The sequence below is a fragment of the Streptomyces fulvorobeus genome (assembly GCF_013167895.1).
GTDB lineage: Bacteria > Actinomycetota > Actinomycetes > Streptomycetales > Streptomycetaceae > Streptomyces > Streptomyces fulvorobeus.
Map to the genome: position 1 here is coordinate 1,065,625 of NZ_BLWC01000001.1, position 24,435 is coordinate 1,090,059.

The window sequence follows — 24,435 nt, forward strand, 5'->3', positions numbered from 1 at the left end:
ACCCTACTGCGCGGAGCGATCACGGTGCCCCAGCGCCGCCCCCGACCGCCGCATCCGTCGCGTCCCCTCCCGCGGCGTCCGCGCCGATGGCCTGTTCGCGCGGGGCGAGGGAGGCGAAGTCCCCGGTGTCGCCCAGCCGGAGGAGGAAGGGCCGCAGCCGGGTGTAGCGGATCGCCGTGACCGAGCACGGGTCGGCGTGGAGCCGCTGGAAGAGGTCGAGGTGCATACCGAGCGCGTCCGCGACGAGGGACTTGATGATGTCGCCGTGCGAGCACATCACGTACGTCGCGTCGGCGCCGTGCTCGGCCTCCACGCGAGCGTTCCAGTCCCGTACGGCGTCCACCGCCCTGGCCTGCATCGCCCGCATGGACTCCCCGCCGGGGAACGCGGCGGCCGAGGGGTGCTGCTGGACCACGGACATCAGCGGCTCGTCGCTCAGCTCCGCGAGTTTGCGTCCCGACCAGTCCCCGTAGTCGCACTCGCTGATCCGGTCCTCGGTGTGGAGGGGGAGGCCGGGGCGGGCTTCGAGCAGCGGCCGCAGCGTCTCGCGGCAGCGCTCGAGCGGGCTGCTCACGGCGGTGACGAGCGTGAGCGCGGCCAGCCGCCCCGGCAGGGCTGCCGCCTGCTCACAGCCGCGTTCGTCCAGGGAGATACCGGGGGTGCGGCCGGCGAGCACTCCCGCGGTGTTGGCGGTGGAACGGCCGTGGCGTACGAGGATCAGCGTGGGCATAGGTGCCAGCGTAAAGGGCAGGGCGAAGGTGCGTGAGTCCACGGCGGCAGGGAACAATGCGCGGGTGATTGTCGACAGTGCCATTTACCGGGACGGGCGCCGCACCGAAGGTCCCGCCGATCTCTCCGACGCCCTGGAAGGGGCGCGGGCCGCCGACGCGGGCGACGCGTTCCTCTGGATCGGGCTGCACGAGCCGACTGAGCAGGAGTTCTCCCGCGTCACCAGTGAGTTCGGGCTGCACCCGCTGGCGGTGGAGGACGCGCTGCGCGCCCACCAGCGCCCGAAGCTGGAGGTGTACGACGACTCGCTGTTCGTCGTCATCAAGCCGGTCGTGTACGAGCCGGAGAGCGACACGGTGAGCGCGGACGAGCTGATGGTCTTCATCGGCGACTCGTTCGTCGTGACCGTCAGGCACGGCGAGAGCGCACCGCTCGCTGCTGTACGCCTCCGGCTCGAGGCCGAGCCGGAGGTGCTCAAGCAGGGCCCCACAGCGGTGCTGTACGCGGTCAGCGACGCGATCGTGGACCACTACATCGACGTGGCCGCCGAGCTCCAGGTCGACCTGGAGGAACTGGAGACGCAGGTCTTCGCACCGAGCGGCGCGGGAGACTCCACGAACTCCGCCGCGCGCATCTACACGTTCAAGCGCCAGGTGCTCGAATTCCGCCGGGCGACCGGTCCGCTGTCCTCCCCGATGACGCGTCTCGCGAGCGCGGGGGTGCCGTTCGTCCACGAGCAGGCGCAGCCCTTCTTCCGGGACGTGAGCGACCACCTGACGCGCGTCAACGAGCAGGTGGAGGGGCTGGACCGGCTGCTGTCGGACATCCTGTCGGCTCATCTGGCGCAGATGGGGGTGCGCCAGAACGACGACATGCGGAAGATCTCGGCGTGGGCCGCCATGGCGGCCGTCCCGACCATGGTGGCGGGCGTCTACGGCATGAACTTCGACCACATGCCGGAGCTGCACTGGCCGTGGACCTATCCGGCCGTGATCGCGCTGATGGGCTGCGCGGTGGTCGGTCTGTACCGGCTGTTCAAGCGGCGCGGCTGGCTCTGACCTGTCTGTCGTCCCGCCGGGCGCGACCGGCGGGCGCGTCCCGGTGGAGGCGGTTCCCGGGGCGGGCGCGCCGGATCAGGCGGCCGTGACCGGCGCGCACGGGCGCCGTGGTCCGGCCGGGCGGCACGGGGCCACCGTGCGGACGGGAGACGTCCGGCGCGTAACCGGGGCGTCCCCGGCGCGTTGTTCCGGGTACGGCCGTGGCGGGGAAGACCCCCGAGCCCCCACCACGGCCGTTGTGCTGCCCGGCACCGTCCGGGAGCGCGGCGCCCCTCCGAAGCCTCAGGCGAGGCCGGAGCGCTCCAGGGCGTCCGTACCGGCGCGCAGGGCGGCGATCCGCTCGTCGAGGGTGAAGCCCGCGGGTGCGAGGGTCAGCGTGGTGACGCCCGCGGCCGCGTACGCCTGCATCCGCTCGGCGATGCGCTCCACCGGGCCGAGCAGGGTGGTCTGGTCGATGAGCTGGTGCGGTACGGCGGCGGCGGCGCCGCTCTTGTCGCCCGAGAGGTACTTGTCCTGGATCTCGGCGGCTTCCTTCTCGTAGCCCATGCGCCGGGCGAGCTGGTTGTAGAAGTTCTGCTTGCGGCTGCCCATCCCCCGACGTAGAGAGCGGTGTACGGGCGGAACATGTCGGCGAGGCCCGGGACGTCGTCGCCGACCGCGAGCGGGAGCGTCGGGCAGACGTCGAAGCCCTCCATGGTCTTCCCGGCCTTCTCGCGCCCCGCCCGCAGGTACTTCACGGCCGTGTCCTCCAGGTGGTCGGCGGACGGGAAGATCAGCAGGGCGCCGTCCGCGATCTCGCCGGTCTGCTCCAGGTTCCTGGGACCGATGGCGGCGATGTAGAGCGGGATGTGCTCGCGCTCCGGGTGCACGGTGAGCTTGATGGGCTTGCCCGGACCGTCGGGGAGCGGGAGCGTCCAGTGCTCCCCCTCGTACGAGAGGCGCTCGCGTGACATGGCCCTGCGGACGATCTCGACGTACTCGCGGGTGCGGGCCAGCGGCTTGTCGAACTTGACTCCGTACCAGCCCTCGGAGACCTGCGGGCCCGAAACCCCGAGGCCGAGCCGGAACCGGCCGCCGGAGAGCGAGTCGAGGGTGGCCGCGGTCATCGCGGTCATCGCGGGCTGCCTGGCCGGGATCTGCATGATCGCCGACCCGACGTCGATGGACTCGGTCCTGGCGGCGACCCAGGCGAGCACGGTGGGGGCGTCGGAGCCGTACGCCTCCGCCGCCCAGCAGACGTCGTAGCCGAGCCGGTCGGCCTCCTGGGCGACGGCGAGGTTGTCGCCGTCCATGCCCGCTCCCCAGTAACCGAGATTGATGCCGAGCCGCATGAACCGCTCCCATACTGATCAGTAACGTCCCTGTCGTCCGGACTCTAGCGCGCGGAGTCGCGATCCGGCAGGGCACGGCTCCCGTCACGTCGTCCACAGGCTGCCACTCCGGGAGGTGATGGCCAGTAATCTCAGCGCCCATGGAGCAGAGGCATCTCGGCCGTACCGGCCTTCGCGTGTCCCGGATCGGGCTCGGCACCCTCACCTGGGGCCGGGACACCGACGAGCACGACGCCGCCGACCAGCTCAAGGTCTTCTGGGACGAGGGCGGCACGCTGGTCGACACGGCCGATGTGTACGGCGGCGGGGAGGCCGAGTACCTGCTCGGGCGGTTCGTCGACAGCCTGGTGCCGCGGCGGGATCTGGTCATCGCGACGAAGGCGGGCAGTGTGCCCGATCCGTACCGCCGCTTCGACGGATCGCGCGGCCATCTGCTCGCCGCGCTCGACGCCTCGCTGGACCGACTCGGCACGGACTACGTCGACCTGTGGCAGCTGCACGCCTTCGACCCGGTGACCCCTCTCGAGGAGACGCTTCAGGCCGTCGACATCGCCGTGTCCTCCGGACGCGTCCGCTACGCGGGGGTGTCGAACTTCTGCGGCTGGCAGCTGGCCAAGGCGGCCACCTGGCAGCTCGCGGCACCCGGCGTGCGCAGCCGGCTGGCGAGCACACAGATGGAGTACTCGCTGTTGCAGCGGGGTGTCGAACGGGAGGTGCTGCCCGCGGCGCTCGACCTGGGGCTCGGGCTGCTGCCCTCCTCCCCGCTGGGACGTGGCGTGCTGACGGGCAAGTACCGCCTGGGCAGCACACCGTCCGGCTCGCGGGCCGCTTCGGAGCACCTCGCCCCGTTCGTCGAGCCGTACCTCGACGACGCGGCGGGCCGCATCGTGGACGCGGTGGCCACGGCTGCCGAGGGCCTCTCCACGACCGCCCTCCAGGTGGCGCTCGCCTGGGTGCGGGACCGCCCGGGGGTGGTGGCCCCGATCATCGGCGCGCGCAACGCGCAGCAGCTCACGGAGGCATTGTCAGTGGAGGCGCTTAGTCTTCCTGACGAGATCTGCCAGGCGCTCGACGACGTGTCGGCGCCCGTGCACCGCTATCCCGACCAGGACTGGAGCACGTTGTGACTGCGCTTCCCCGGGGGGAAACCCCAGGCCCCTCGGCCGAAGACACCGAGGACGGCGGCCTCGCCGCCACCGGCACCCCCGCCGACGAGGTCACCGCCGACGTCTCCACGGATGACACCGGTGAGGAGACCGGGACCTCCGGTGAGGCCGCCGCCGGAACCGGGGGGGCAGATGAGGCGGTCACCCCCGCTCTCTCCGAGGCCGAGGCCGAGCTCGCCGCCCAGCGCGAACTGCTCGAACGCATCGAGAGGCGCAAGGCCGAGAAGGAAGGGCCCATCCCGGCCGGTACGAAGCTGAGCGGCACCGCGGCGGACCTGCTGGCCGCCGTCCGGGCCGTCGAGAGCGGCGAGAAGACCGGTGCCGCCTTCTACGACTCCCCCGCCGCGCCTCCGGCCCCCCGGCGCACCGTCCAGCCGCCCGCCCCCGCGCGGCCCCGGACGACCGACGCCGCACGCCCCGCCCAGGGCGTGTCACCCGAAGCCGTGGCGGCGGCGCAGGCCGTGCTGGCCGAAGGCGGAGCGCCCGAGTCCCTGGCCCGCCCGGCGGCCCAGACCCTCGGCGAACAGGCGGCGGACGGCCTGCGCGCCGACCCGTGGCAGCTGCTGGCCGTCCCAGGGGTGCGCCCCGAGCAGGCCGACGGATTCGCCCGCGCCCTGCTGGGCGCCGGCTGCGGACCGGACGACGAGCGCCGTACCGCGGCCCTCGTCTGCTGGCTGCTGGAACGGGCGGCGCTCCAGGGCCACACCGCGCTGGACGCCTCGGTGGTACGCGCGGCCCTGGCGGAACGCGCGGTGACCGACCCGGACGCGGCCGTGGAGCACGCCGTCGCCGAGGGTGTCGTCCTCGTCTTCCAGGAGGGTCTGGACCCCACCGCGTCCACCGGCCCCGACCAGCAGGATCAGGATGAGCAGGACGGAGCGGGCGAGCGGATCGGAGACGACGCCACCGCCGTCGCGGACGGGACCGGGGAGGAGGAGCAGCCGGTCCCGGTGCTGCTGGGACTCGACCGGTACGCGCTGGCCGAGGAGAGCCTCGCCGACGGCCTGGCACGGCTGCTGAACGCCTGCGAGAAGGGCACCGACTGGTCGCCGGCCGCGTCGGCGGCCCCGTCCCCCTCCGCCGCCGAACTCATCCGTACGGTCGCCACCGGCGGCCTGGTCGCCCACTCCGGCGGCGAGGCGGCGCGCGCCGAGCCCGCCGCGCTGATCGCGGCGGCGAACGGACTGGGACTGCGGGCCTTCGGTGCCACCCACAGCGTGGACGGCCGGCACCGGCTCGCCACGGCGGTGGGCGATCCCACGGCGGCTGTCACCCTCGCGGGGCTGCTCTCCGGGACGGAGGGCCCCGGCCGGGACGGGGAGGGCGCGCTCGCGCTCGATCTCCTCGTGGTGCTCGACGCCCCGCAGCTCGACGTGGAGACCGCCGCGATCCTGGTGGAATCCCTCGCCGACGGCACCCGGCTGGTGCTGAGCGGTGATCCCGGAGTGCTGGGTTCCGCCGGTGCGGGGCGGGTGTTCGCCGATGTGCTGGCCTCCCGGGCCTGCCCGCAGGTGGTGTCCCGTACCCCCGACCCCGGCCCGATCGGCGAGCTGGTCTCCGGGATCGGCATCGGGGAGCTGACCCAGGTCGAGGCGCCCGGCAGGGAAGTGGTGATCGTCCCCGTGCGCGACGCGGGCGAGGCGGTCCACCGGACCGTGCAGCTGGTCGCCGACTCCGTCCCCCGGGCCATCGGGGTGCCCTCGGACGACACCCAGGTGATCACCGTGGGCCACGGCGGCTCGGCGGGTACCAGAGCCCTGAACACGGCGCTCAAGCAGCGGCTCAACCCGGGCCCCGGCCGCTTCGGCGGGTTCGATCCGGGCGACCGCGTCGTCCACGTCCCCGCACCGGGCCGCGCGGTGCCCGGCTCGGTCGTCTCGGCCGACGCCGATGGGCTCCACCTGGAGTGTGCGGGGGTCCCCGTCGTCGTACCCCAGGACCGCGTCGAGTCGTCCGTGCGGCACAGCTGGGCGCTCAGTGCCCACCAGGCGGCCGGTATGCGCTGGCCCGCCGTGGTCGTCGTCCTGCCCGGTGACGCCGCGCAGGGGCTGAGCAGGCCGTGGGTGTACACGGCCTTCAGCCGCGGGGAGCGCCATCTGTCCGTCGTCCACGGCGTGGACGAGGCCCTCCCGCGCGCGGTCGCCGAGATCCCCGCCCAGGAGCGCACGACCCGGCTGCGGCCTCTCCTGGAGGCGCTGCCGACCCCGGACGCCGCGTCCTAGCCGGTACGGGCGGCGGAGCCCGGCTCCGGCCCGGACAGCCGGTGGCCCCGGTGCGTCGCACCGGGGCCACCGGCTTCACCACCGCGTCGGGGCCGCGGTCACGGGCTGTCGGCCGTCGCGTCCTCCAGGTCCTCGTCCAGTTCCTCCCCGTCGAAGACGGAACTGACGTCGAACCGGCAGACGACCAGCTGGGGGTCGGCCTGGTCGAAGGGGGCGCCCAGCCACTCCCCCGGCTCCGGAAGCTCGTCGGCGGCGGCGACCCAGAGCGTGGAGTCACCCTCCTCGAGGCCGAACTCCTTGTGCCGCGAGGCGATCTCGTCCGCCTCGTACTCCCCGAAGATCACCCCGAGCGCGGCGTGCACGCTGGTACCGACGACCGCGGCGACCTCGCTGCCGCGCTCGTCGGGGTCGAGGTCGGCGAGCCGCTGCGCCTGGGCGAGCAGCCTGGGCGGCTCCACCACGGCGTAGTCCCGCCGGATCAGCACGCTCAGCGCGTGGGGCTCCTCCGGGCCGGCGTACGGCGGCAGGGAGTCGTCCGCACCCGGGATCTCGAAAGGGGTGACCTCGTCATGACGGTCGTAGAGCAGTTCGTCGTAGACCTCGGCCGCAGCGGCCAGTGCGTTGAACGCTTCGTAGACGGCGGGATCGTCGTCCCCGGTACGGCGTTCGACCGCGTCGAGGTGACGGTCGAGCGCGGCTTTGACCGCTTCGGCGGCGGCACGTACCTCGGCAGCGGTGGGCTGCGCAGCATCAGACATAGTGCAGACGCTATCCGTACACGGGCTCTGCCCGCACAATAGATGCGATGCCGGAATACGAATTTGTCGACGTGTACGTGCCACGCGGGGTGTCCCGCAAGGAAGCGACCCGACTCCTCACCGACCACGCCGAGTACGGGCACTGGGAGTTGGACCGCCTCAGCCTGCGCCTGGACGGCAGCCGCCGGGTGCGGTTGCGGCGGCGGATCATCCGCCAGCTACGGGCCACCTGGTGAAGCGGAGCGGGCCGCGCGCGATGGCACGGCCCGCTCTCCGGCACACGCGTACGCCTGTGCCGCCGCCGCCCTTACGCGGCGCTGCGGGAGCGGCGGTAGAGCACCGTGCCCGCCCCCGCGAGCAGCAGACCCGCGCTCGCCGGGATCAGCACGCCGAGCCCTCCGGCGCCGGTCTGGGCGAGCTGCTCGTCCGGGAGGAGCTGGGTCTGCGGAGCGTTCGGTTCGGAGGGCCCGTGGACCGGCGGGTGGGCCGGGTCGCCCGGGTCCCCGGGGTCGACCGGCTCGCCCGGGGTGGCGGGCGTCTCCGGCTGCCCGGCCGGCGGAGTCACCTCCGCGTCGTTGCCGCAGCTGTTGCCGAAGACCGGGTTGAGCAGCCCACCGATGGTGACGCTGTTGCCGCAGGCGTTCACGGTGATGTCGATCGGGACCGCGATGTGGTTGCCGGAGCCGATGCCCGGGGAGTTGACGGCCGTGCCTTCGGCCCTGGCGGTGGGGGCGCGGTGGCGACCGGTCCCCGGGGTGTGGGAAGCGCTCTCGCGGCCCCCCGTGGCGGTGGCCCCGTCCACGGGGCGGCCGCCGGAGCTGTCGCCGCCCGGGGCGCTGTCCTGAGGACCGGCGTGCTGTCCCTTGCCGTCGTGCCGTTTGTACGCCGGCCCGTTCTCGCAGTCGTTCCCGGTCACCGGGTTGAGCAGTCCGACGACGCTCACGGAGTTGCCGCACACATTGACCGGTACGTCGATCGGGATCTCGATGGAATTCCCTGACAGCACTCCCGGGGAGTTCGACGCGGAGCCGGTCGCTCCGGCGTCGGCGTGCGCGTAACCGCCACTCAGCGCGAGCACTCCGCCCGCCGCTGCCATGGTGATCAGGCCCTTACGTGTGACCTGTCGCATAGGTTCGTTTCCTGCCTTCTGCCTTCCGAAGTACCCCCGGACGCGACCGTGCGAGGGCCGAATGCCCAGCGGCCCCGGAGTGCATGGCGCGCACTCCGGGGCCGACCGAGCTCAAACCCTTGACGGGTTGACGATCAACGTCAGCTGTTGACGCAGGTGTTACCGAAGGCCGGGTTCAGCAGCCCGATCACGTTGATGGTGTTCCCGCACAGGTTCACCGGGATGTGGACGGGGACCTGGGTGACGTTGCCCGAGAGAACACCGGGGCTGTTGGCGGCAACGCCCTGGGCGCCGGCGTCAGCGGTGGCCATACCCGCACCAGCGAGCACGAGACCACCGGTAGCGACCGCGATGGCGGTAACCTTCTTGATCATGATTCCTCCTAGTTGGCAATGCGGTCCCAGCCGCGGACCGCATCACTTGTAACGAGGAGTGGGTGGTGGGGCTACGAGTGCCTGCCCGCTTTCACTCGTTCTGGTCAGTACGCACACCCGGGCGAATATCCGGTCCGTACCCGCCGGGCCGCCTTCAGGAGTGGTCGATGAAGCGGTCGAGCACACGCACGCCGAACTTCAGCCCGTCGACCGGCACCCGCTCGTCCACGCCGTGGAACATGCCCGCGAAGTCGAGCTCGGGCGGCAGCTTCAGCGGCGCGAACCCGAAGCCGCGGATGCCGAGATCGTCGAAGGACTTCGCGTCGGTGCCGGCCGAGAGCATGTACGGCACGGCGCGCGCGATCGGGTCCTCGGCCACCAGCGCCGTCTGCATGGCGTCGACCAGTGCGCCGTCGAAGGTGGTCTCCAGCGCCTTGTCCGCGTGCACGTCCTCGCGCCTCACGTGGGGCCGAGGATGCGGTCCAGGTCGGCCAGGAACTCCTCCTCGTACCCCGGCAGGAACCGTCCGTCCACATGGGCGGTCGCCTGCCCAGGGATGACGTTGACCTTGTAGCCCGCACCGAGCTGTGTCGGGTTGGCGGTGTTCTGGAGCGAGGCGCCGATGAGCTTGGAGATGCCGCCCAGCTTGGCGAGCGTCTCGTCCATGTTCTCCGGGTCGAGCTCGGTGCCCAGGGCGTCCGAGAGCTCGTCCAGGAAGTGCCGCAGGGTCTTGGTGACCCGTACGGGGAAGGTGTGGCGCCCGAGCCGCCCGACGGCCTCGCTGAGCTCCGTGATCGCGTTGTCCTTGTGGATCATCGAACCGTGCCCGGCGGTGCCGTCCACGGTCAGCTTCATCCAGTGCATGCCCTTCTGGGCCGTCTCCACGAGGTAGAGCCGCAGGTTCTCGTTGACCGTGAAGGAGAACCCGCCGACCTCGCTGATGGCCTCGGTGACACCCTCGAAGAGTCCGGGGTGCTTGTCGACCAGGTACCGGGCCCCGTAGGTGCCGCCCGCCTCCTCGTCCGCGAGGAAGGCGAGCACGATGTCGCGCGGCGGCTTGCGGCCACTGCGCATGCGGTCACGGATGACCGCGAGGGTCATGGCGTCCATGTCCTTCATGTCGACCGCTCCGCGGCCCCACACGCAGCCGTCCGCGATCTCGCCGGAGAACGGGTCGTGCGTCCAGTCGGCCGCGTTGACCGGAACCACGTCGGTGTGCCCGTGGATCAGCAGCGCTGGCCGGGAGCGGTCCTCGCCCTCGATCCGGGCCACGGTGGAGGCGCGGCCCTTGTGGGATTCGAAGATCTGCGGTTCGAGCCCGACCTCGGCGAGCTTCTCCGCGACGTACTCGGCGGCGAGCCGCTCCCCCGGTCCCGAGTGGTCGCCGTAGTTGCTGGTGTCGATCCGGATCAGGTCACGGCAGAGGTCCACGACCTCGTCCTCGCCGGAGACGGTCCGCGCCGTGTTGGTCTCGCTCACGCTGCTTCCTTCCACTGTCCTGTGGTGCTCCCCCTCATCCTCCCGCGCCCGCGCCGTGCGCCCAAGGGCGCCCGTGATCGAGCACCCTCGAATGTTTGCTATGGTTTTCCACGTCGGAGCGGGCCTGGCCCGCGAGACAGACACCTTGTCCGGGTGGCGGAATGGCAGACGCGCTAGCTTGAGGTGCTAGTGCCCTTTATCGGGCGTGGGGGTTCAAGTCCCCCCTCGGACACCAGTTCACCAGTCCAGTGGACGAAGCACCGGTCGGGCCTTCGGGCCGACCGGTGCTTCGTCGTTCCACGGGCTCGGGGATGGTAGCCGTAGCAGCCACGCGCCGCCCACGAGAAGGACAGACCAGTGACCGCCACCGCCGGCCGCAGACCGTACCGCGAACGTCCGGGCGCCGGGCTGTGAGGGGGCGGGGGAAGCCGCCGGCGGCCCCGCTGCCGCAGCGGGACGGCATCGACCCGGTGCGCATCCGGCTCCCCGACGATCCCGGGGCCGGGCGGGGCACGGTCCGGGATCATCTGGTGGAGCGGTTCGGGGCCGCGATCGGCGCGGAGCGCGTGGACGCGATGTTCGCCGAGGAGCGGTTCGTCGGCGGCGACGGCGCGGCGGTGCGGCCCGAGGAGCCGTACACGGGCGGCAGGTTCCTCTGGTTCCACCGGGACTTCGGTCCGGAGGAGCCGGTGCCGTTCCCGGTGGGGGTCGTGTACCGGGACGCGCACCTCGTCGTCGCCGACAAGCCGCACTTCCTCGCCACCACCCCGCGCGGCCGGCACATCACCGAGACCGCGGTCGCGCGGCTCCGCCGTGAACTGGGGATCGAGCGCCTGCAGCCCGCGCACCGGCTGGACCGGCTGACCGCGGGGCTCGTGCTGTTCGTCGTACGGCCCGAGGAGCGCGGCGCGTACCAGACGCTGTTCCGGGACCGGCTCGTACGCAAGGAGTACGAGGCGGTGGCGCCGTACGATCCGCGTCTCGCCCTCCCGCGCACCGTGCGCAGCCGGATCGTGAAGGAGCGGGGGGTGATCGCCGCCCGCGAGGAGCCCGGTGAGCCCAACAGCGAGAGCCGGATCGAGCTGCTGGAGCACCGGGAGGGGTTCGGGCGCTACCGGCTGCTGCCCGCGACCGGGCGCACCCATCAGCTGCGGGTCCATATGAACGCCTTGGGGCTGCCGCTCGTCCACGACCCGGTCTACCCGGTGGTGGAGGAGGAGAGCCGCGCCGATGACTACAGCCGTCCCCTGCAACTGCTGGCCCGGGTGCTGGAGTTCACCGATCCGGTCACGGGCAGGCCGCACCGCTTCGAGAGCGCGCTGCGGCTTTCCGCGTGGCCGGACCGGTAAGGGCGGGCCGCCGGGGCTCAGTGGCCGCGGGTGATCCACTCCTGGAGGTGCGGGGCCTCCGCGCCGATGGTGGTGGCGTCGCCGTGTCCGGTACGGACGGTGGTCTGTGCCGGGAGGGCGAGCAGCCGGTCCCGGATCGAGGCGACGATCGTCGGGAAGTCGGAGAACGAGCGGCCGGTGGCGCCGGGCCCGCCCTGGAAGAGGGTGTCTCCGGTGAAGACGGTGCCCAGCTCGGGGGCGTACAGGCAGACCGCGCCCGGCGCGTGTCCGGGGGTGTGCAGGACCTGGAGGCGGATGCCCGCGATCTCCAGCTCCTGGCCGTCGGTGAGTTCGCCGTCGGGTGCGCGGTCGGGGTGGGTCCGCTGCCACAGCGGCAGGTCGTCGGGGTGCAGCAGGACCGGTGCGCCGGTGGCGGCGGCGAGGGCCGGGGCGGCGTCGATGTGGTCGTTGTGGGCGTGGGTGCAGATGATCGCCCGCAGGGTACGGCCGCCGAGCGCGGCCTCGATGGCCGCCGCGTCGTGGGCCGCGTCGATGACGACGGCCTCGGTGTCGTCGCCGACGATCCAGACGTTGTTGTCGACGTCCCACTCCCCGCCGTCGAGGGCGAAGGTGCCCGAGGTCACCAGGTGGTCGATGCGCGCGGTCGTCACAGGACCACCACCGAGCGGAGTACGTCACCTTCGTGCATCCGGGCGAACGCCTGCTCGATGTCGCCGAGGCCGATCGTCTCGGTGACGAACGCGCCGAGGTCGATCCGGCCCTGCTGGTGCAGGTCGATGAGCATCGGGAAGTCGCGCGAGGGCAGACAGTCCCCGTACCAGGAGGACTTGAGCGAACCGCCGCGGCCGAACACGTCGATGAGCGGGAGTTCGAGCCGCATCTCGGGGGTGGGGACGCCGACGAGGACGACGGTGCCCGCGAGGTCGCGGGCGTAGAACGCCTGCTTGTACGTCTCGGGGTGGCCGACCGCCTCGATGACGACGTCAGCGCCGTTGCCTCCGGTCAGCGCGCGGATCGCCTCGACCGGGTCGGTGGAACGGGAGTTGACGGTGTGTGTGGCGCCCATCGTCTTCGCCGTCTCCAGCTTCCGGTCGTCGATGTCGACCGCGATGATCTTCGCCGCGCCCGCGAGCCGCGCGCCCACGACGGCCGCGTCGCCGACGCCGCCGCAGCCGATCACGGCGACCGAGTCGCCGCGGCCGACCTGGCCGGTGTTGACGGCGGCGCCGATGCCCGCCATGACGCCGCAGCCGAGGAGTCCCGCGACGGCCGGGGAGACCTCGGGGTCGACCTTGGTGCACTGGCCGGCGGCGACCAGGGTCTTCTCGGCGAACGCGCCGATGCCCAGCGCGGGCGACAGCTCGGTGCCGTCGAGCAGGGTCATCCTCCGCGTGGCGTTGTGGGTGTCGAAGCAGTACCAGGGGCGGCCGCGCAGACAGGCACGGCACCGGCCGCACACGGCCCGCCAGTTGAGGACGACGAAGTCGCCCGGCTCGACGTCCGTGACGCCGTCGCCGACGGACTCGACGGTCCCGGCGGCCTCGTGGCCCAGCAGGAAGGGGAAGTCGTCGCTGATGCCGCCCTGCTTGTAGTGCAGGTCGGTGTGGCAGACACCGCACGCCTGGATCTTCACGACGGCCTCACCGGGGCCGGGGTCCGGGATCACGATGGTCTCGACCCGTACCGGCTCGTTCTTTCCCGGTGCGATGACCCCTTGCACCTGTTGCGCCATACCGTGGTCTCCCTGTATCCGACTGGCGTGAAGATCGATCACGGACCACCGTACGCCCAGGGCGACGGGGACTGCCGGTCCTGTCGGCCCTACGGGACCAGTACGTCCAGTTCGTGCAGGGCGCCCACCGCGATCTCCTTCGTGAGGCGTTCCGCCCCCTGCGCGTCGCCCTCGCGGACCGCTTCGGCGACGCGGACGTGCAGGGTGACGGCGGCCGGGTCGGGGTCGTCGAACATGACCTGGTGGTGGGTGCGGCCCGCCAGGACCTCGGCCACCACGTCGCCGAGCCGCGCGAACATCTCGTTGCCCGAGGCGTTGAGCACGATCCGGTGGAAGGCGATGTCGTGGCGCAGATAGCCCTCGAGCTGCTGGCCGCGCGAGGTGGCGACCATGCCGAGGGCGCACTCCGTGAGGGCGGCGCACTGTTCGGGGGTGGCGTGCGTGGCGGCCAGGCCGGCGGCGACCGGTTCGATCGCCGAGCGCAGCACCGTGAGGGAACGCAGCTGGCGCGGGCGGTCGGAGCCCGCCAGCCGCCACCGGATGACCTGCGGGTCGTAGACGTTCCACGCCTCGGTGGGGCGTACGGTCACGCCGACCCGGCGCCGTGACTCGACGAGGTGCATGGATTCCAGGACGCGGACCACTTCGCGTACGACCGTGCGGGAGACCTCGAAGCGCTGGGCCAGCTCGTCCGTACGCAGGACGCTGCCCGGCGGGAAGTCGCCCGCGGCGATCTCCAGGCCCAGGGCGTCGAGCACGTGCGTATGCAGCCCCTGGCCCTGTGTGCTCATGACGCTAAGACTACGGGCCCGCCCCGGGCCAGAAAAGTACGACGTTTATGTCACAGCCTCTTGAATAAGTCGTACGTAATAGGTTTCAGTAGCGCGACGGACCGATGTCGACGAAGACAGCGAGGCACCAATGAGCACCTCCCACGTCGTCGTGGTGATGGGCGTAGCAGGGACCGGCAAGACCACGATCGGTCCTCTGGTCGCCGCCGGACTCGGCGTCCCGTACGCCGAGGGCGACGACTTCCATCCCCCGGCGAACATCGCCAAGATGTCGGCCGGTACCCCGCTGGACGACGCGGACCGCCTGCCCTGGCTCGACGCGATCGGCCGGTGGGCGCACAGCCGGGCCGGTCTCGGCGGGGTCGTCAGCAGCTCGGCGCTCAAGCGCTCCTACCGGGACCGCCTGCGGGCCGGGGCCCCCGGGGTCGTCTTCCTGCACCTGACCGGTGACCGGGAGCTCATCGAGCGCCGGATGGCGGAACGCAAGGGCCACTTCATGCCTCCGGCCCTGCTCGACTCGCAGTTCGCCACCCTCCAGCCGTTGCAGGAGGACGAGGCGGGCGTCGCTGTCGACGTGTCCGGCACCCCCGAAGAAATCTCCGCGCGAGCCGTCGCCGCAGTGCGCCGGCTCGAAAGTTAAGGATCACCACCGTGACCGGTCTCAGCGTCGAGATGCTGGCAGCGGACGCCGTCGAACCCATCACTTCGGCGGGCAACGCTCAGCTGGGCATCGCAGTCCTGGCGGGCATCGCCGTCATCGTTCTGCTCATCACCAAGTTCAAGGTCCACGCCTTCCTGGCACTGACCATCGGCTCGCTGGCGCTCGGCGCCTTCGCCGGGGCCCCGCTGGACAAGACGATCACCAGCTTCTCCGCCGGCCTCGGCTCGACCGTGGCCAGTGTGGGTGTCCTCATCGCGCTCGGCGCGATCCTGGGCAAGCTGCTCGCCGACTCCGGCGGCGCGGACCAGATCGTCGACACCATCCTCGCGAGGGCGAGCGGGCGTGCCATGCCGTGGGCGATGGTGCTGATCGCCTCGATCATCGGTCTGCCGCTGTTCTTCGAGGTCGGCATCGTGCTGCTGATCCCGGTGGTGCTGCTGGTCGCCAAGCGCGGCAACTACTCCCTGATGCGCATCGGTATCCCCGCGCTCGCCGGACTCTCCGTGATGCACGGGCTGATCCCGCCGCACCCCGGTCCGCTGGTCGCGATCGACGCCCTGGACGCCGACCTGGGTGTCACGCTCGCCCTCGGTGTGCTGGTGGCCGTCCCCACGGTGATCATCGCGGGTCCTGTCTTCTCCCGGTACGCGGCCCGCTGGGTCGACATCCAGGCGCCGGAGAACATGATCCCGCAGCGGCCGTCCGAGGATCTGGACCGGCGACCCGGCTTCGGTGCGACGCTGGCGACCGTGCTGCTGCCCGTCGTGCTGATGCTGGTCAAGGCGTTCGTCGACATCGTCGTGGACGACCCGGAGAACCACGTCCAGCGGGTCACCGACGTGATCGGCTCGCCGCTCATCGCGCTGCTCGCCGCCGTGACGGTCGGCATGTTCACGCTCGGCCGGGCCGCCGGATTCACCAAGGGCCGGCTCTCCACCACCGTCGAGAAGTCCCTCGCGCCTATCGCCGGTGTGCTGCTGATCGTCGGTGCGGGCGGTGGCTTCAAGACCACCCTGATCGACGCGGGCGTCGGCCAGATGATCCTGGAGTTCTCCGAGAACTGGTCGATCCCGGCGCTGCTGCTCGGCTGGCTGATCGCCGTCGCCATCCGCCTCGCGACCGGCTCGGCCACGGTGGCCACCATCTCGGCGGCCGGACTGGTCGCCCCGCTGGCGGCCGACATGTCGACGTCCCACGCGGCGCTGCTCGTCCTCGCCATCGGTGCCGGTTCGCTCTTCTTCAGCCATGTCAACGACGCGGGTTTCTGGCTGGTGAAGGAGTACTTCGGCATGGACGTCGGGCAGACGGTCAAGACCTGGTCCGTGATGGAGACGATCATCTCCGTCGTCGCCCTGGGCTTCATCATGCTGCTGTCGCTCGTGCTGTAGTCACTCCTCGTCGGGCTCCCGCCACCGCGGGTGCCGGTCGCGGGCCCACCGGCGCTCGACCGACCCGGTACGCATGCCACGGCGTGCCTCCGGGTCGGCGAGCGCCTTCGCGATGTGTGAGACCAGCACGACGCCGACGGCCAGGGCCAGCCAGTCGTGGACGAACGTGGCGCTCGTACGCCATACCAGCGGCGCGAGGCCGGTGAACCACATCAGCAGCCCGGTGGCGAGCATGACGAGCAGCGCGCCCGCGATCCAGGCCGCGTAGAGCTTCTGGCCCGCGTTGAACTTCCCGGCCGGCCGGGAGGCCGCCCGGTGGTCGCGGCGCAGGGCGGCGCGCAGCCACTGCCGGTCGTACGGCGCGAAGCGGTTGAGCCGGGAGAGGTCGGCGCGCAGTGCCCGGGACGCGAGGCCGATGAGCAGCGGTACGGGGATCAGCAGTCCGGACCACTCGTGGACGGTGACCACCAGGCGCCGTCTGCCCACCAGTTCGGCGAGCTGGGGAACGTACAGGAAGGCGGCGGTGGCCACGCACAGGAGCGTCAGCCACGCCGTGGAGCGGTGCACCCAGCGCTGGGCCGGGGTGAACCGGCGGACCCGTGGGGAGGGTTCAGACGGTGGGGGCGTCGTCGCGGCCGTTGGACCGGCCGACCCAGGCGTCGACGTCATAGCCGAGCTCCTCCCAGTATCCGGGGCGCACGGAGTCGGTGACGGTGATCCCGGAGAGCCATTTCGCCGACTTGTAGAAGTACATGGGGGCCACGTACAGCCGGACCGGCCCGCCGTGCGAGTGGCCCAGCGGCCGGTCCCGCATCCGCAGCGCCACCAGTACGTCGTCGCGCCGGGCCTGGCGGAGCGTGAGGCTCTCGCTGTACGCGCCGTCGAAACAGGTGAACCGGACGGCCTTCGCACCGGGCCGTACCCCGGCCGCGTCCAGCAGAGCGGAGAGCCGCACCCCCTCGAAGGGCGTCTCGGGGACCCGCCAGCCGGTCACGCACTGGACGTCGCGGACGAGCCGGGTCTGCGGCAGCGCCCTGAGGGAGTCCAGGGTGTACGTGGCGGGCCGGTCCACGAGCCCGTCCACGGTGAGGCGGTAGTCGGCGGCGCTCCTGCGGGGCACGGAGGAGACCACCGAGTAGTAGCGGAACCCGCCCCCGTTGGGCAGGAGGCCGGTCAGTCCGGTGGGGTCCTTGTCCGCGACCGCGCCGAGACCGGTCTCCATGGCGCGCTGGAGTGCCGGCGCGGCGGCCACCGCGGCGGCGCCCGCGCCGAGCACGGCGAGGAGGAGACGGCGGCCGACGGGCGGGCCCTGGGCATCGGGAGGGCGACTGTTCACGCCCTCAATAGAACACCCGCGGCCCCCCGTCACCAGGGGGCCGCGGGGGTCCGTCACTTTTCGGCAAGGTGCCGGCCGGGCACGCGCGGGCGTGACGCCCGTCAGCGCGCGACGGCTTCGGCCTCCGCCTCGGCGGCCTTCTCCAGCTGGAACGCCTCGTTGCCGAGACCGATCCTCGCGTGCACCTCGGGCCTGGTGGAGCGCAGTACGGCGCCGTAGACCAGGCCGCCGACGAGTGCGGCACCGATGATGCCGGGCAGCAGCCAGGAGAGGGAGGAGCCGGGGCCCGAGCCGGTCAGCACGTCGAAGTCCCTGACGGTGAGGAAGGCGATGGCCAGCAGGGCGAGACCGGCCAGTCCCGAGGCCACCAGGCGGGGAGCCTGCGCCCGGCCCGCGCCGCGCCGCACGAAGAAGGCGATGACGGCGAAGGCGGCGGCGGCCATCAGCAGGATGACGCCGAGCGCGCCGACGTTGCCCATCCAGGTGAACAGGTGCAGCACCGGCGCGGTGGGGTCGCCGGCCGGCTTGTCGTCGGTGACGGCGAAGGCCAGCACGATGACGAAGGAGAGGCCCGACTGGAGCAGGGAGCCGGTGGCGGGGGCGCCGCTGGTCTTGTTCGTACGGCCGAAGGCGGCGGGCAGCAGTCCCTCGCGGCCCATCGCGAACGCGTAGCGGGCGACGACGTTGTGGAAGCTGAGGAGCGCGGCGAACATGCCGGTGACGAAGAGGACGTGCAGGACGTCGGTGTACGTACCGCCGAGCCGCTCCTCGGTGAGGCCGAAGAGCATGCCCGGGCCCTGCTTCAGCGAGGCGTCCACGACGGAGCCGGGGCCGGTGGCGACGGTCACGGCCCAGGCGCTCACGGCGAGGAACAGGGCCGCGTAGCCGACGGCCAGGAACATCACGCGGGACACGACGACCTGCGGGCGGCTGGTCTCCTCGGCGTACACCGGGGCCTGTTCGAAGCCGACGAACGCCGCGATGCAGAAGCAGAGCGCGGTGCCGAGCCCGGCCCCGGTCAGGGTCTCGGGGTTGAACGCGTGCAGGGACAGGCCCTCGGGGCCCGGCCGGCTGACGGCCGCGATGTCGAAGATGACGACGAGGAGGCATTCGACGACCAGGAGTACGCCGAGCACCTTGGCGTTGAGGTCGATCTTGAGCCAGCCGAGGGCGCCGACGGCCACGACGCCGGCGAGGGCGGGCATCCACCACTTGATATCGATGTCGAGATAGGCGGCGAAGAGACCGGAGACCTCGAAGCCGAGGATGCCGTAGATGCCGACCTGCATGGCGCTGTAGGCGACCAGGGCCACCAGCGAGGCACCGGCACCGGCCGTGGGACCGAGACCGCGCGCGATGTACGCGTAGAAGGCACCGGCGTTGTGCACGTGCCGGCTCATCTCCGCGTAACCGACGCTGAACAGCATCAGGACGACACCCAGGATGACGTAGAGCAGGGGCTGGCCCACGACGCCCATCACGCCGAAGACCGTGGGCATCACACCGGCCACCACCATCAGCGGGGCGCTGGCGGCGAGGACCGAGAGCAGCAGCCCGGGGGTACCGAGCCGGTCGGCGCGCAGTGCGCGGTCCTCGCCCTTGTACGTGCTGATCCCGCCGGTGTCACCGGTCACCTGCGCGGCGCCGGTCCGTCTGGTAGCTGAACTGCCCGTCGGCATGGCGGAGTCGGTCCCTTCGTCGGGTGCGGAGCTGGTCACGGGGCGCCGAGCGCGAAGCGTCGCGCGGCCAGGAACTCGGGGTACGGGTCGCGGCCTGAGTAGGACCAGGGGGCCGGAGTCACGTGCGGGCCGATGCGGTGGAAGAGGGCGGCGGCCTCGGCGGGCCGCCCTTGGCACCACTTGGCGTGCGCGAGGAAGTTGAGGTCGACCCGGTGGCGGGGGTGGTCGTCCCGCTCCCACTCCAGCCACCAGTCGAAGGCGGCCTTCATGACCTGTCTGGCCCGGCGTCCCGACCAGTGCCCGGAGGTGAGCGGGTCGTCGGGTTCGCTGCCCGCGGCGACGAGGACGCGGTAGCGCTCGGCGTGCGCGACCACGGGGAGCACGGCGAGCGGGGAGTCCGCCGGGGCCTGCTCGGCGGCCCAGGAGGCGAAGTCGTACACCTCGTGCAGGGGGTCCTGGCCGCTTTCGGGGTGGCTCTCGGCGAGCTGGGCGGTCATCAGGTGGTGCGCGTGGTGGTGCTCGGGGTGGCGGGCGCGGATCTCCTCGAAGTGGCGGGCGGCCTCCTCGGCCGCGCCGTCCTCTCCCTGCGAGCCGCGTGCGCCGTCATACATCAGAAGGGCGAGCCAGGGCGTCGGGTCGGCGGGGGCGAGCCGGGCGGCGGCGAGGCAGGCTTCGCGGGCCCGGACGGCGGGCCCGGGGGACGCCTTGGGCCGCAGGGCGCGGGCGACCGCGGCACAGGCGAGGAGGGTGGCGGCGTCGGCGCTCTCGGGTTCGGCGATGAGCCAGTCCTCCGCCCAGCACAGGGCGGACGGCGCTGCGGCGAGGGTGACGACGCGGTGGCCCCTGCGGTCCCAGTCGGTACCGGTCGCGGCGAGGAGGGTGCGGGCCCTGATCCACCGGCCCTGTTCGAACTGGGCACGTACCTCGATGAGTTCGCTGTCGTCGAGGGCCGGGTCGAACGAGTGCTCCGAGCGACCGCCCCTTCGGCGGGAGCGGCCCAGGGGCGGCGGAGGCGGGGACATCCGCGGACTTCCTTCGACGCGATGTGCGAGCAGACGATCGCGCACAGCAAAGCGGCAGGCGATGCTCCGCGTCAAGAGGTGATCATCTTCAACTTTACGCATTTCCGCCACAGTTGGCCGAGAACACCCCTGCGGCCCGGGGTTCGCCCAGCTCACCGCCGGGGCGGGAGGACCGGGCGTGACGCGTGCCACACTGGCGCTATGGAGAAGCGCGCACCTCTCAAACCCCTCCTCTTCGCCTTTCCGGGGCCGCTGCGGGACCAGTTGGTCGCGGCGGTGCTCGCCGGTGCGAAGGTCTCCACGTCCTGCCTGCTGGCCGAGTACGAGGCGGAGAAGGAGGAGTTGCCGCCGGTCGGTGAGCGCTCGGCGCTGATCGACTCGGACGGGCGGGAGGTCGCCGTGGTGGAGGTGACGGACGTCCGGGTGACCCGGCTCGGCGACGTGGGCCTGCGGCACGTGGCCGAGGAGGGCGAGGGGTACACGTCGGTCGCCGAATGGCGGGCCTCCCACGAGCTCTTCTGGCACGGCGAGGAGATGCGGGAGGCGCTCGGTGACCCGGACTTCACGGTCGACGACGACACGATGATCGTGGCCGAGCGGTTCCGGGTGGTCGAGGTGCTGGGCCCGCTGGGCTGACGCGCGGCGGGTCGGCGCCCCTGAGGGCTGTCCCGTGATACCTGGCGGGGACGGGCCCTCAGGGATTGCGGGACAGCCCTCAGCCGACCGCCTCCGCCGCCGCCCGGCCGGCCGCCCGGCCCGAGAAGACGCAGCCCCCCAGGAACGTGCCCTCCAGCGACCGGTAGCCGTGGACTCCGCCGCCGCCGAAGCCCGCCGCCTCGCCCGCCGCGTACACCCCCGGCAGCGGGTCGCCGTGCGCCGTGAGGACGCGCGAGGACAGGTCCGTCTCCAGGCCGCCCAGCGACTTGCGGGTGAGGATGTTGAGGCGCACCGCGATCAGCGGGCCCGCCTTCGGATCGAGGATGCGGTGCGGCTTCGCCGTGCGGATCAGCTTGTCACCCAGGTAGGCGCGGGCCCCGCGGACCGCCGTGACCTGGAGGTCCTTGGTGAACGGGTTGGCGATCTCGCGGTCGCGCGCGGTGATCTCGCGGCGCAGCGCGTCCTCGTCGATGAGGCCCTGGCCGGTCAGGGCGTTCATTCCGCGTACCAGGGCGCCGAGGTCCTTCTCGACGACGAAGTCCACGCCCTTGTCCATGAACGCCCTGACCGGCGCCGGCACGTCGGCACGTGCCCGCCCGAGCACGTCACGGACCGACTTGCCGGTGAGGTCGGGATTCTGCTCGGAGCCGGAGAGCGCGAACTCCTTGCCGATGATCCGCTGGTCCAGGACGAACCAGGTGTAGCCGTGGCCCGACCTCATGATGTGGTCGAGGGTGCCGAGCGTGTCGAAGCCGGGGAAGAGCGGGACCGGGAGCCGCCTGCCGCGGGCGTCCAGCCAGAGGGAGGAGGGGCCGGGGAGGACGCGGATGCCGTGCCGCGCCCAGATCGGGTCCCAGTTCTCGATGCCCTCGGTGTAGTGCCACATCCGGTCGCGGTTGATGTGGTGCGCGCCCGCGTCCTCCGCGATGCCGAGCATCAGGCCGTCGACGTGGGCGGGGACCCCGGAGAGCATCTTCGCGGGCGGGGTGCCGAGCCGCTCGGGCCACTGGGACCTGACGAGGTCGTGGTTGCCGCCGATGCCGCCGGAGGTGACGATCACCGCCTGGGCCCGCAGTTCGAAGGAGCCGGTGGCTTGGCGGCTGCTCGCGGTGCCGCGTCCGGTGCCGCTGGGTTCGAGGATCTCGCCGGTGACGGTGTCGACCACCCCTGCCGAGCGGCCGAGGCCGGTGACCCGGTGGCGGAAGGCGAGGCGGACGAGACCGCCGGCGACGCCCTCGCGCACCCGGCGTTCGAAGGGGGCGACGACGCCCGGTCCGGTGCCCCAGGTGATGTGGAAGCGGGGGACGGAGTTGCCGTGGCCGGTGGCGTCGTATCCGCCGCGTTCCGCCCAGCCCACGACGGGGAAGAACCGCATCCCCCGGGCGTGCAGCCAGGACCGCTTCTCACCCGCCGCGAAGTCGACGTACGCCTGCGCCCACTTCCGGGGCCAGTGGTCCTCCGGGCGGTCGAAGCCCGCGGCGCCGTACCAGTCCTGGAGGGCCAGCTCATGGCTGTCCTTGATCCTCATCCGGCGCTGCTCGGGCGAGCCGACGAGGAACAGGCCCCCGAAGGACCAGTGCGCCTGGCCGCCGATGGACTGCTCGGGCTCCTGGTCGAGCAGGATCACCGTCCGCCCCGCGTCGACGAGCTCGGCGGTCGCCACCAGTCCCGCCAGCCCCGCCCCGATCACGATCACATCAGCGTCGTACGCCATGGGAGTTCCGTCCTGGTCACCAAGTTACCCGTGCGTCAGATCTTGGGTACGGGCCGCAGCCACGTCAACCGTCCCACCGCACCCGGGGGCCGGGCCGCTCGACGCGGTGACGGCGGGCCGGGGTCCGAGGCGGCGCGAATCCGGCGGATAGAGTCGCGGCGTGAACGATTTCGTGCGGGGTCTGCGGTTGTGGTTCGCGCCGCAGCGGCTCCGCGAAGAGGGCGACACCCCCGACTACCGCTTCTCCCTGGCCAACGAACGCACCTTCCTGGCCTGGCTGCGCACGGCTCTCGCACTGATCGGCGGGGGGTTCGCCGTCGCCCAGTTCCTCCCGGCTCTCACCTGGGGCGTACGGACCTGCCTGGCGCTCGCACTGCTCGCGTCCGGTGTGCTCTGCGCGCTGCGCGCGGTCAACCACTGGGTGCGGTGCGAGCGGGCCATGCGCCGGGGCGAGGATCTGCCGGTCTCCCGCTTCCCGACCCTGCTGAGTCTCGCGATCGCCGCCGTCGCCCTGGCGATGGTGGTGGTGGTCCTCTTCGGCTGGGAGTCCTGATGTCCGCCCCTCAACGGGACCCGGGACTGCAACCGGAGCGGACCAGGCTGGCCTGGCGCCGCACCACCCTGTCCTGCACGGTGGTCGCGGTCCTCGCGGGCCGGCAGGCACTCCACCAGGGGACGGGCCCGGCGGCGGTCTCCGCCGTGGCCCTGGGCGTCCTGGCCTGGCTGGGGTTTTTGCGGGTGGCCCATCTGCGGCTGACCGCGCTGGGGCCGGCGAGGCCGCGGCCGATGTCGCCGCGGGCCGCCCTGACGTCGGCCGCGTGCACGGTCGCGCTGGCCGTCTCCGCCGCCGCCATGCTGTTCTGAGACAGCGCTGTTCGAGACGGGTTCCCGGCCGGACGCTCAGCTCTCCCACTCCACGGAGACGATGATCTTGCCCCGGGTGCGGCCCTCCTCGTTCAGCCGGTAGGCGTCCGCGGCCAGTTCGAGCGGGAAGACCCGGTCCACGTGCACCCGGACGATGCCCTGTTCGGCCAGTTCCGCCAGGTGGGCCAGGTCCGCCGCGTCGGGCCGGACGAAGGCGTACCTGCCGCCGTGGGAGAAGACCTCCGCGTCCGCGACGGAGGCCAGGCGGCCGTCGGGCGCGAGCGTGTCCGCGGAGGCCCGCAGCGCGTCGCCGCCGACGGTGTCGAACGCCGCGTCGATGCCCTCGGGGACCAGGGCCCGCAGCCGGTCGGTGAGCCCTTCGCCGTACTCGACGGGTTCCGCGCCCAGCTGCCGCACGTGGTCGTGGTTGTGCGGACCGGCCGTGCCGATGACGCGGCAGCCCGCGTGCCGGGCGAGCTGCACGGCCATCGAGCCGACACCGCCGGCCGCCGCGTGGACGAGCACCGTCTCCCCTTCACGGACCCGCAGCGTGCGGTGGAGCACCTGGTACGCGGTGAGCCCGGTCAGGGGCAGGCCCGCGGCCTCTTCGAAGCTGAGGCTCAGCGGCTTGCGGGCCAGGGTGCGCACGGGGGCGGCGACGTACTCGGCGAACGTACCGCGGGAGAGGAAGTCCTCCCGTACGTATCCGATGACCTCGTCGCCCACCGCGAACTCGTCGACGGCGACGCCGGGCCGTACGACCACTCCGGAGACGTCCCAGCCCGGGATCACCGGGAACACGGCCTCCAGGCCGGACTGGAGGTAACCCTCGCGGGCCTTCCAGTCGACCGGGTTGACGGCCGCTGCCCGCACCTTCACCAGCACCGAGTCGGGGCCGACCCTCGGGTCGGGGCGCTCGCCGTACTCCATGACGTCGGCCGAGCCGTACCTGCTGTAGCTGATCGCCTTCATCTCACGACCATCGGCGCGGGTGAC

Annotated in this window: 24 protein-coding genes, 1 tRNA gene and 2 pseudogenes; 11 read left to right on the forward strand and 16 right to left on the reverse strand. The window is 72.2% G+C overall.

Annotation, left to right across the window (positions count from 1 at the left end; all coding sequences use genetic code 11):
- Positions 1-19 precede the first annotated feature (19 nt).
- Positions 20-730: a histidine phosphatase family protein gene (locus Sfulv_RS04715; protein WP_173311769.1), complete on the reverse strand. Its 711-nt coding sequence runs from the start codon at positions 728-730 to the stop codon at positions 20-22.
- A 64-nt stretch (positions 731-794) separates the two neighbouring features.
- On the opposite strand from Sfulv_RS04715, the gene corA reads away from it, so the two are divergent.
- Positions 795-1,787, forward strand: a complete 993-nt coding sequence (gene corA, locus Sfulv_RS04720; protein ID WP_173311772.1) for a magnesium/cobalt transporter CorA — start codon at positions 795-797, stop codon at positions 1,785-1,787.
- A 282-nt stretch (positions 1,788-2,069) separates the two neighbouring features.
- Here the strand turns inward: corA and Sfulv_RS31410 are convergent, their stop codons facing one another.
- The gene (locus Sfulv_RS31410; protein WP_371874738.1) at positions 2,070-2,216 is read right to left on the reverse strand and encodes a hypothetical protein; all 147 of its coding nucleotides are present in this window, start codon (positions 2,214-2,216) and stop codon (positions 2,070-2,072) included.
- Between the two features lie 9 nt (positions 2,217-2,225).
- A pseudogene (locus Sfulv_RS04725) lies at positions 2,226-3,118 on the reverse strand (LLM class F420-dependent oxidoreductase); the annotation flags it as partial.
- Positions 3,119-3,258: 140 nt separating this feature from the next.
- Between Sfulv_RS04725 and Sfulv_RS04730 the strand changes: the two are divergent.
- Both Sfulv_RS04730 and Sfulv_RS04735 read left to right on the forward strand, forming a co-directional pair.
- Positions 3,259-4,245, forward strand: a complete 987-nt coding sequence (locus Sfulv_RS04730; RefSeq protein ID WP_173311775.1) for an aldo/keto reductase — start codon at positions 3,259-3,261, stop codon at positions 4,243-4,245.
- Positions 4,242-6,506, forward strand: coding sequence for a helix-hairpin-helix domain-containing protein (locus Sfulv_RS04735; RefSeq protein WP_173311778.1), 2,265 nt, complete (start codon positions 4,242-4,244; stop codon positions 6,504-6,506). The genes Sfulv_RS04730 and Sfulv_RS04735 overlap by 4 nt, the downstream gene beginning before the upstream one ends.
- Before the next feature lie 98 nt (positions 6,507-6,604).
- On the opposite strand, the gene Sfulv_RS04740 is transcribed toward Sfulv_RS04735, so the two are convergent.
- Positions 6,605-7,264: a hypothetical protein gene (locus tag Sfulv_RS04740; protein ID WP_173311781.1), complete on the reverse strand. Its 660-nt coding sequence runs from the start codon at positions 7,262-7,264 to the stop codon at positions 6,605-6,607.
- Positions 7,265-7,311: 47 nt separating this feature from the next.
- Here Sfulv_RS04740 and Sfulv_RS04745 point away from each other — a divergent pair, with 47 nt between their 5' ends.
- Positions 7,312-7,500 carry a DUF5703 family protein gene (locus Sfulv_RS04745; protein ID WP_173311784.1) on the forward strand — a complete coding sequence of 63 codons (189 nt, stop codon included), beginning with the start codon at positions 7,312-7,314 and terminating at the stop codon, positions 7,498-7,500.
- 71 nt (positions 7,501-7,571) lie between these two features.
- Here the strand turns inward: Sfulv_RS04745 and Sfulv_RS04750 are convergent, their stop codons facing one another.
- The 3 genes and pseudogenes from Sfulv_RS04750 to Sfulv_RS04760 form a co-directional block, all read right to left on the reverse strand.
- Positions 7,572-8,393 (reverse strand): chaplin, encoded by an 822-nt coding sequence (locus tag Sfulv_RS04750; RefSeq protein WP_173311787.1) that lies wholly within the window; start codon positions 8,391-8,393, stop codon positions 7,572-7,574.
- A 140-nt stretch (positions 8,394-8,533) separates the two neighbouring features.
- Positions 8,534-8,767 (reverse strand): chaplin, encoded by a 234-nt coding sequence (locus Sfulv_RS04755; RefSeq protein ID WP_173311790.1) that lies wholly within the window; start codon positions 8,765-8,767, stop codon positions 8,534-8,536.
- A gap of 154 nt (positions 8,768-8,921) precedes the next feature.
- A pseudogene (locus Sfulv_RS04760) lies at positions 8,922-10,246 on the reverse strand (M20/M25/M40 family metallo-hydrolase).
- A gap of 147 nt (positions 10,247-10,393) precedes the next feature.
- Between Sfulv_RS04760 and Sfulv_RS04765 the strand changes: the two are divergent.
- Together Sfulv_RS04765 and Sfulv_RS04770 are read left to right on the forward strand one after the other, a co-directional pair.
- Positions 10,394-10,481: transfer RNA gene (locus Sfulv_RS04765), tRNA-Leu, on the forward strand.
- Positions 10,482-10,656: 175 nt separating this feature from the next.
- Entirely contained in the window at positions 10,657-11,595 is a 939-nt protein-coding gene (locus Sfulv_RS04770; protein ID WP_173311793.1) for an RluA family pseudouridine synthase, read from the forward strand.
- A 17-nt stretch (positions 11,596-11,612) separates the two neighbouring features.
- Here the strand turns inward: Sfulv_RS04770 and Sfulv_RS04775 are convergent, their stop codons facing one another.
- From Sfulv_RS04775 to Sfulv_RS04785, 3 genes are all read right to left on the reverse strand, one after another.
- A complete protein-coding gene (locus Sfulv_RS04775; RefSeq protein WP_173311796.1) occupies positions 11,613-12,245 on the reverse strand; it encodes an MBL fold metallo-hydrolase in 633 nt (210 codons plus the stop codon).
- Entirely contained in the window at positions 12,242-13,327 is a 1,086-nt protein-coding gene (locus tag Sfulv_RS04780; RefSeq protein WP_173311799.1) for an S-(hydroxymethyl)mycothiol dehydrogenase, read from the reverse strand. The genes Sfulv_RS04775 and Sfulv_RS04780 overlap by 4 nt, the downstream gene beginning before the upstream one ends.
- Positions 13,328-13,416: 89 nt before the next feature.
- Complete coding sequence (locus tag Sfulv_RS04785; RefSeq protein WP_173311802.1) at positions 13,417-14,118, reverse strand: FadR/GntR family transcriptional regulator; 702 nt, start codon at positions 14,116-14,118, stop codon at positions 13,417-13,419.
- Positions 14,119-14,248: 130 nt separating this feature from the next.
- On the opposite strand from Sfulv_RS04785, the gene Sfulv_RS04790 reads away from it, so the two are divergent.
- Positions 14,249-14,758: a gluconokinase gene (locus tag Sfulv_RS04790; protein WP_173311806.1), complete on the forward strand. Its 510-nt coding sequence runs from the start codon at positions 14,249-14,251 to the stop codon at positions 14,756-14,758.
- An 11-nt stretch (positions 14,759-14,769) separates the two neighbouring features.
- Complete coding sequence (locus Sfulv_RS04795) at positions 14,770-16,167, forward strand: GntT/GntP/DsdX family permease (RefSeq protein WP_173311809.1); 1,398 nt, start codon at positions 14,770-14,772, stop codon at positions 16,165-16,167.
- On the opposite strand, the gene Sfulv_RS04800 is transcribed toward Sfulv_RS04795, so the two are convergent.
- The 4 genes from Sfulv_RS04800 to Sfulv_RS04815 all read right to left on the reverse strand — a co-directional run bounded on the left by Sfulv_RS04800 (position 16,168) and on the right by Sfulv_RS04815 (position 20,204).
- A complete protein-coding gene (locus Sfulv_RS04800; RefSeq protein WP_173311812.1) occupies positions 16,168-16,836 on the reverse strand; it encodes a cytochrome b/b6 domain-containing protein in 669 nt (222 codons plus the stop codon).
- Positions 16,778-17,503, reverse strand: coding sequence for a molybdopterin-dependent oxidoreductase (locus Sfulv_RS04805; RefSeq protein WP_173311814.1), 726 nt, complete (start codon positions 17,501-17,503; stop codon positions 16,778-16,780). Before Sfulv_RS04805 ends, Sfulv_RS04800 begins: the two co-directional genes overlap by 59 nt.
- 101 nt (positions 17,504-17,604) lie before the next feature.
- Positions 17,605-19,182 carry an APC family permease gene (locus Sfulv_RS04810; RefSeq protein ID WP_173317589.1) on the reverse strand — a complete coding sequence of 526 codons (1,578 nt, stop codon included), beginning with the start codon at positions 19,180-19,182 and terminating at the stop codon, positions 17,605-17,607.
- A 35-nt stretch (positions 19,183-19,217) separates the two neighbouring features.
- Positions 19,218-20,204, reverse strand: a complete 987-nt coding sequence (locus Sfulv_RS04815; RefSeq protein WP_173311817.1) for a hypothetical protein — start codon at positions 20,202-20,204, stop codon at positions 19,218-19,220.
- A 201-nt stretch (positions 20,205-20,405) separates the two neighbouring features.
- Between Sfulv_RS04815 and Sfulv_RS04820 the strand changes: the two genes are divergently transcribed.
- Positions 20,406-20,840, forward strand: a complete 435-nt coding sequence (locus Sfulv_RS04820; RefSeq protein WP_173311820.1) for an ASCH domain-containing protein — start codon at positions 20,406-20,408, stop codon at positions 20,838-20,840.
- A gap of 79 nt (positions 20,841-20,919) precedes the next feature.
- Here Sfulv_RS04820 and Sfulv_RS04825 read toward each other — a convergent pair whose 3' ends face one another.
- On the reverse strand, positions 20,920-22,575 hold the full coding sequence (locus Sfulv_RS04825) for an FAD-binding dehydrogenase (protein WP_173311823.1): 1,656 nt from the start codon (positions 22,573-22,575) through the stop codon (positions 20,920-20,922).
- A 160-nt stretch (positions 22,576-22,735) separates the two neighbouring features.
- Between Sfulv_RS04825 and Sfulv_RS04830 the strand changes: the two genes are divergently transcribed.
- Together Sfulv_RS04830 and Sfulv_RS04835 are read left to right on the forward strand one after the other, a co-directional pair.
- The gene (locus Sfulv_RS04830; protein ID WP_173311826.1) at positions 22,736-23,128 is read left to right on the forward strand and encodes a YidH family protein; all 393 of its coding nucleotides are present in this window, start codon (positions 22,736-22,738) and stop codon (positions 23,126-23,128) included.
- Positions 23,128-23,439 carry a DUF202 domain-containing protein gene (locus tag Sfulv_RS04835; RefSeq protein ID WP_173311829.1) on the forward strand — a complete coding sequence of 104 codons (312 nt, stop codon included), beginning with the start codon at positions 23,128-23,130 and terminating at the stop codon, positions 23,437-23,439. The genes Sfulv_RS04830 and Sfulv_RS04835 overlap by 1 nt, the downstream gene beginning before the upstream one ends.
- A gap of 36 nt (positions 23,440-23,475) precedes the next feature.
- On the opposite strand, the gene Sfulv_RS04840 is transcribed toward Sfulv_RS04835, so the two are convergent.
- Positions 23,476-24,411, reverse strand: coding sequence for an NADP-dependent oxidoreductase (locus Sfulv_RS04840; protein ID WP_173311832.1), 936 nt, complete (start codon positions 24,409-24,411; stop codon positions 23,476-23,478).
- Between the last annotated feature and the right edge of the window lie 24 nt (positions 24,412-24,435).

Coding starts and splice junctions, on each gene's coding strand:
- Sfulv_RS04715 (WP_173311769.1), bottom strand. CDS start 730: ATGCCCACGCTGATCCTCGTACGCCACGGCCGTTCCACCGCCAACACC.
- Sfulv_RS04730 (WP_173311775.1), top strand. CDS start 3,259: ATGGAGCAGAGGCATCTCGGCCGTACCGGCCTTCGCGTGTCCCGGATC.
- Sfulv_RS04740 (WP_173311781.1), bottom strand. CDS start 7,264: ATGTCTGATGCTGCGCAGCCCACCGCTGCCGAGGTACGTGCCGCCGCC.
- Sfulv_RS04745 (WP_173311784.1), top strand. CDS start 7,312: ATGCCGGAATACGAATTTGTCGACGTGTACGTGCCACGCGGGGTGTCC.
- Sfulv_RS04750 (WP_173311787.1), bottom strand. CDS start 8,393: ATGCGACAGGTCACACGTAAGGGCCTGATCACCATGGCAGCGGCGGGC.
- Sfulv_RS04755 (WP_173311790.1), bottom strand. CDS start 8,767: ATGATCAAGAAGGTTACCGCCATCGCGGTCGCTACCGGTGGTCTCGTG.
- Sfulv_RS04780 (WP_173311799.1), bottom strand. CDS start 13,327: ATGGCGCAACAGGTGCAAGGGGTCATCGCACCGGGAAAGAACGAGCCG.
- Sfulv_RS04785 (WP_173311802.1), bottom strand. CDS start 14,118: ATGAGCACACAGGGCCAGGGGCTGCATACGCACGTGCTCGACGCCCTG.
- Sfulv_RS04790 (WP_173311806.1), top strand. CDS start 14,249: ATGAGCACCTCCCACGTCGTCGTGGTGATGGGCGTAGCAGGGACCGGC.
- Sfulv_RS04800 (WP_173311812.1), bottom strand. CDS start 16,836: ATGACGTCGACGCCTGGGTCGGCCGGTCCAACGGCCGCGACGACGCCC.
- Sfulv_RS04810 (WP_173317589.1), bottom strand. CDS start 19,182: ATGCCGACGGGCAGTTCAGCTACCAGACGGACCGGCGCCGCGCAGGTG.
- Sfulv_RS04815 (WP_173311817.1), bottom strand. CDS start 20,204: ATGTCCCCGCCTCCGCCGCCCCTGGGCCGCTCCCGCCGAAGGGGCGGT.
- Sfulv_RS04820 (WP_173311820.1), top strand. CDS start 20,406: ATGGAGAAGCGCGCACCTCTCAAACCCCTCCTCTTCGCCTTTCCGGGG.
- Sfulv_RS04825 (WP_173311823.1), bottom strand. CDS start 22,575: ATGGCGTACGACGCTGATGTGATCGTGATCGGGGCGGGGCTGGCGGGA.
- Sfulv_RS04835 (WP_173311829.1), top strand. CDS start 23,128: ATGTCCGCCCCTCAACGGGACCCGGGACTGCAACCGGAGCGGACCAGG.
- Sfulv_RS04840 (WP_173311832.1), bottom strand. CDS start 24,411: ATGAAGGCGATCAGCTACAGCAGGTACGGCTCGGCCGACGTCATGGAG.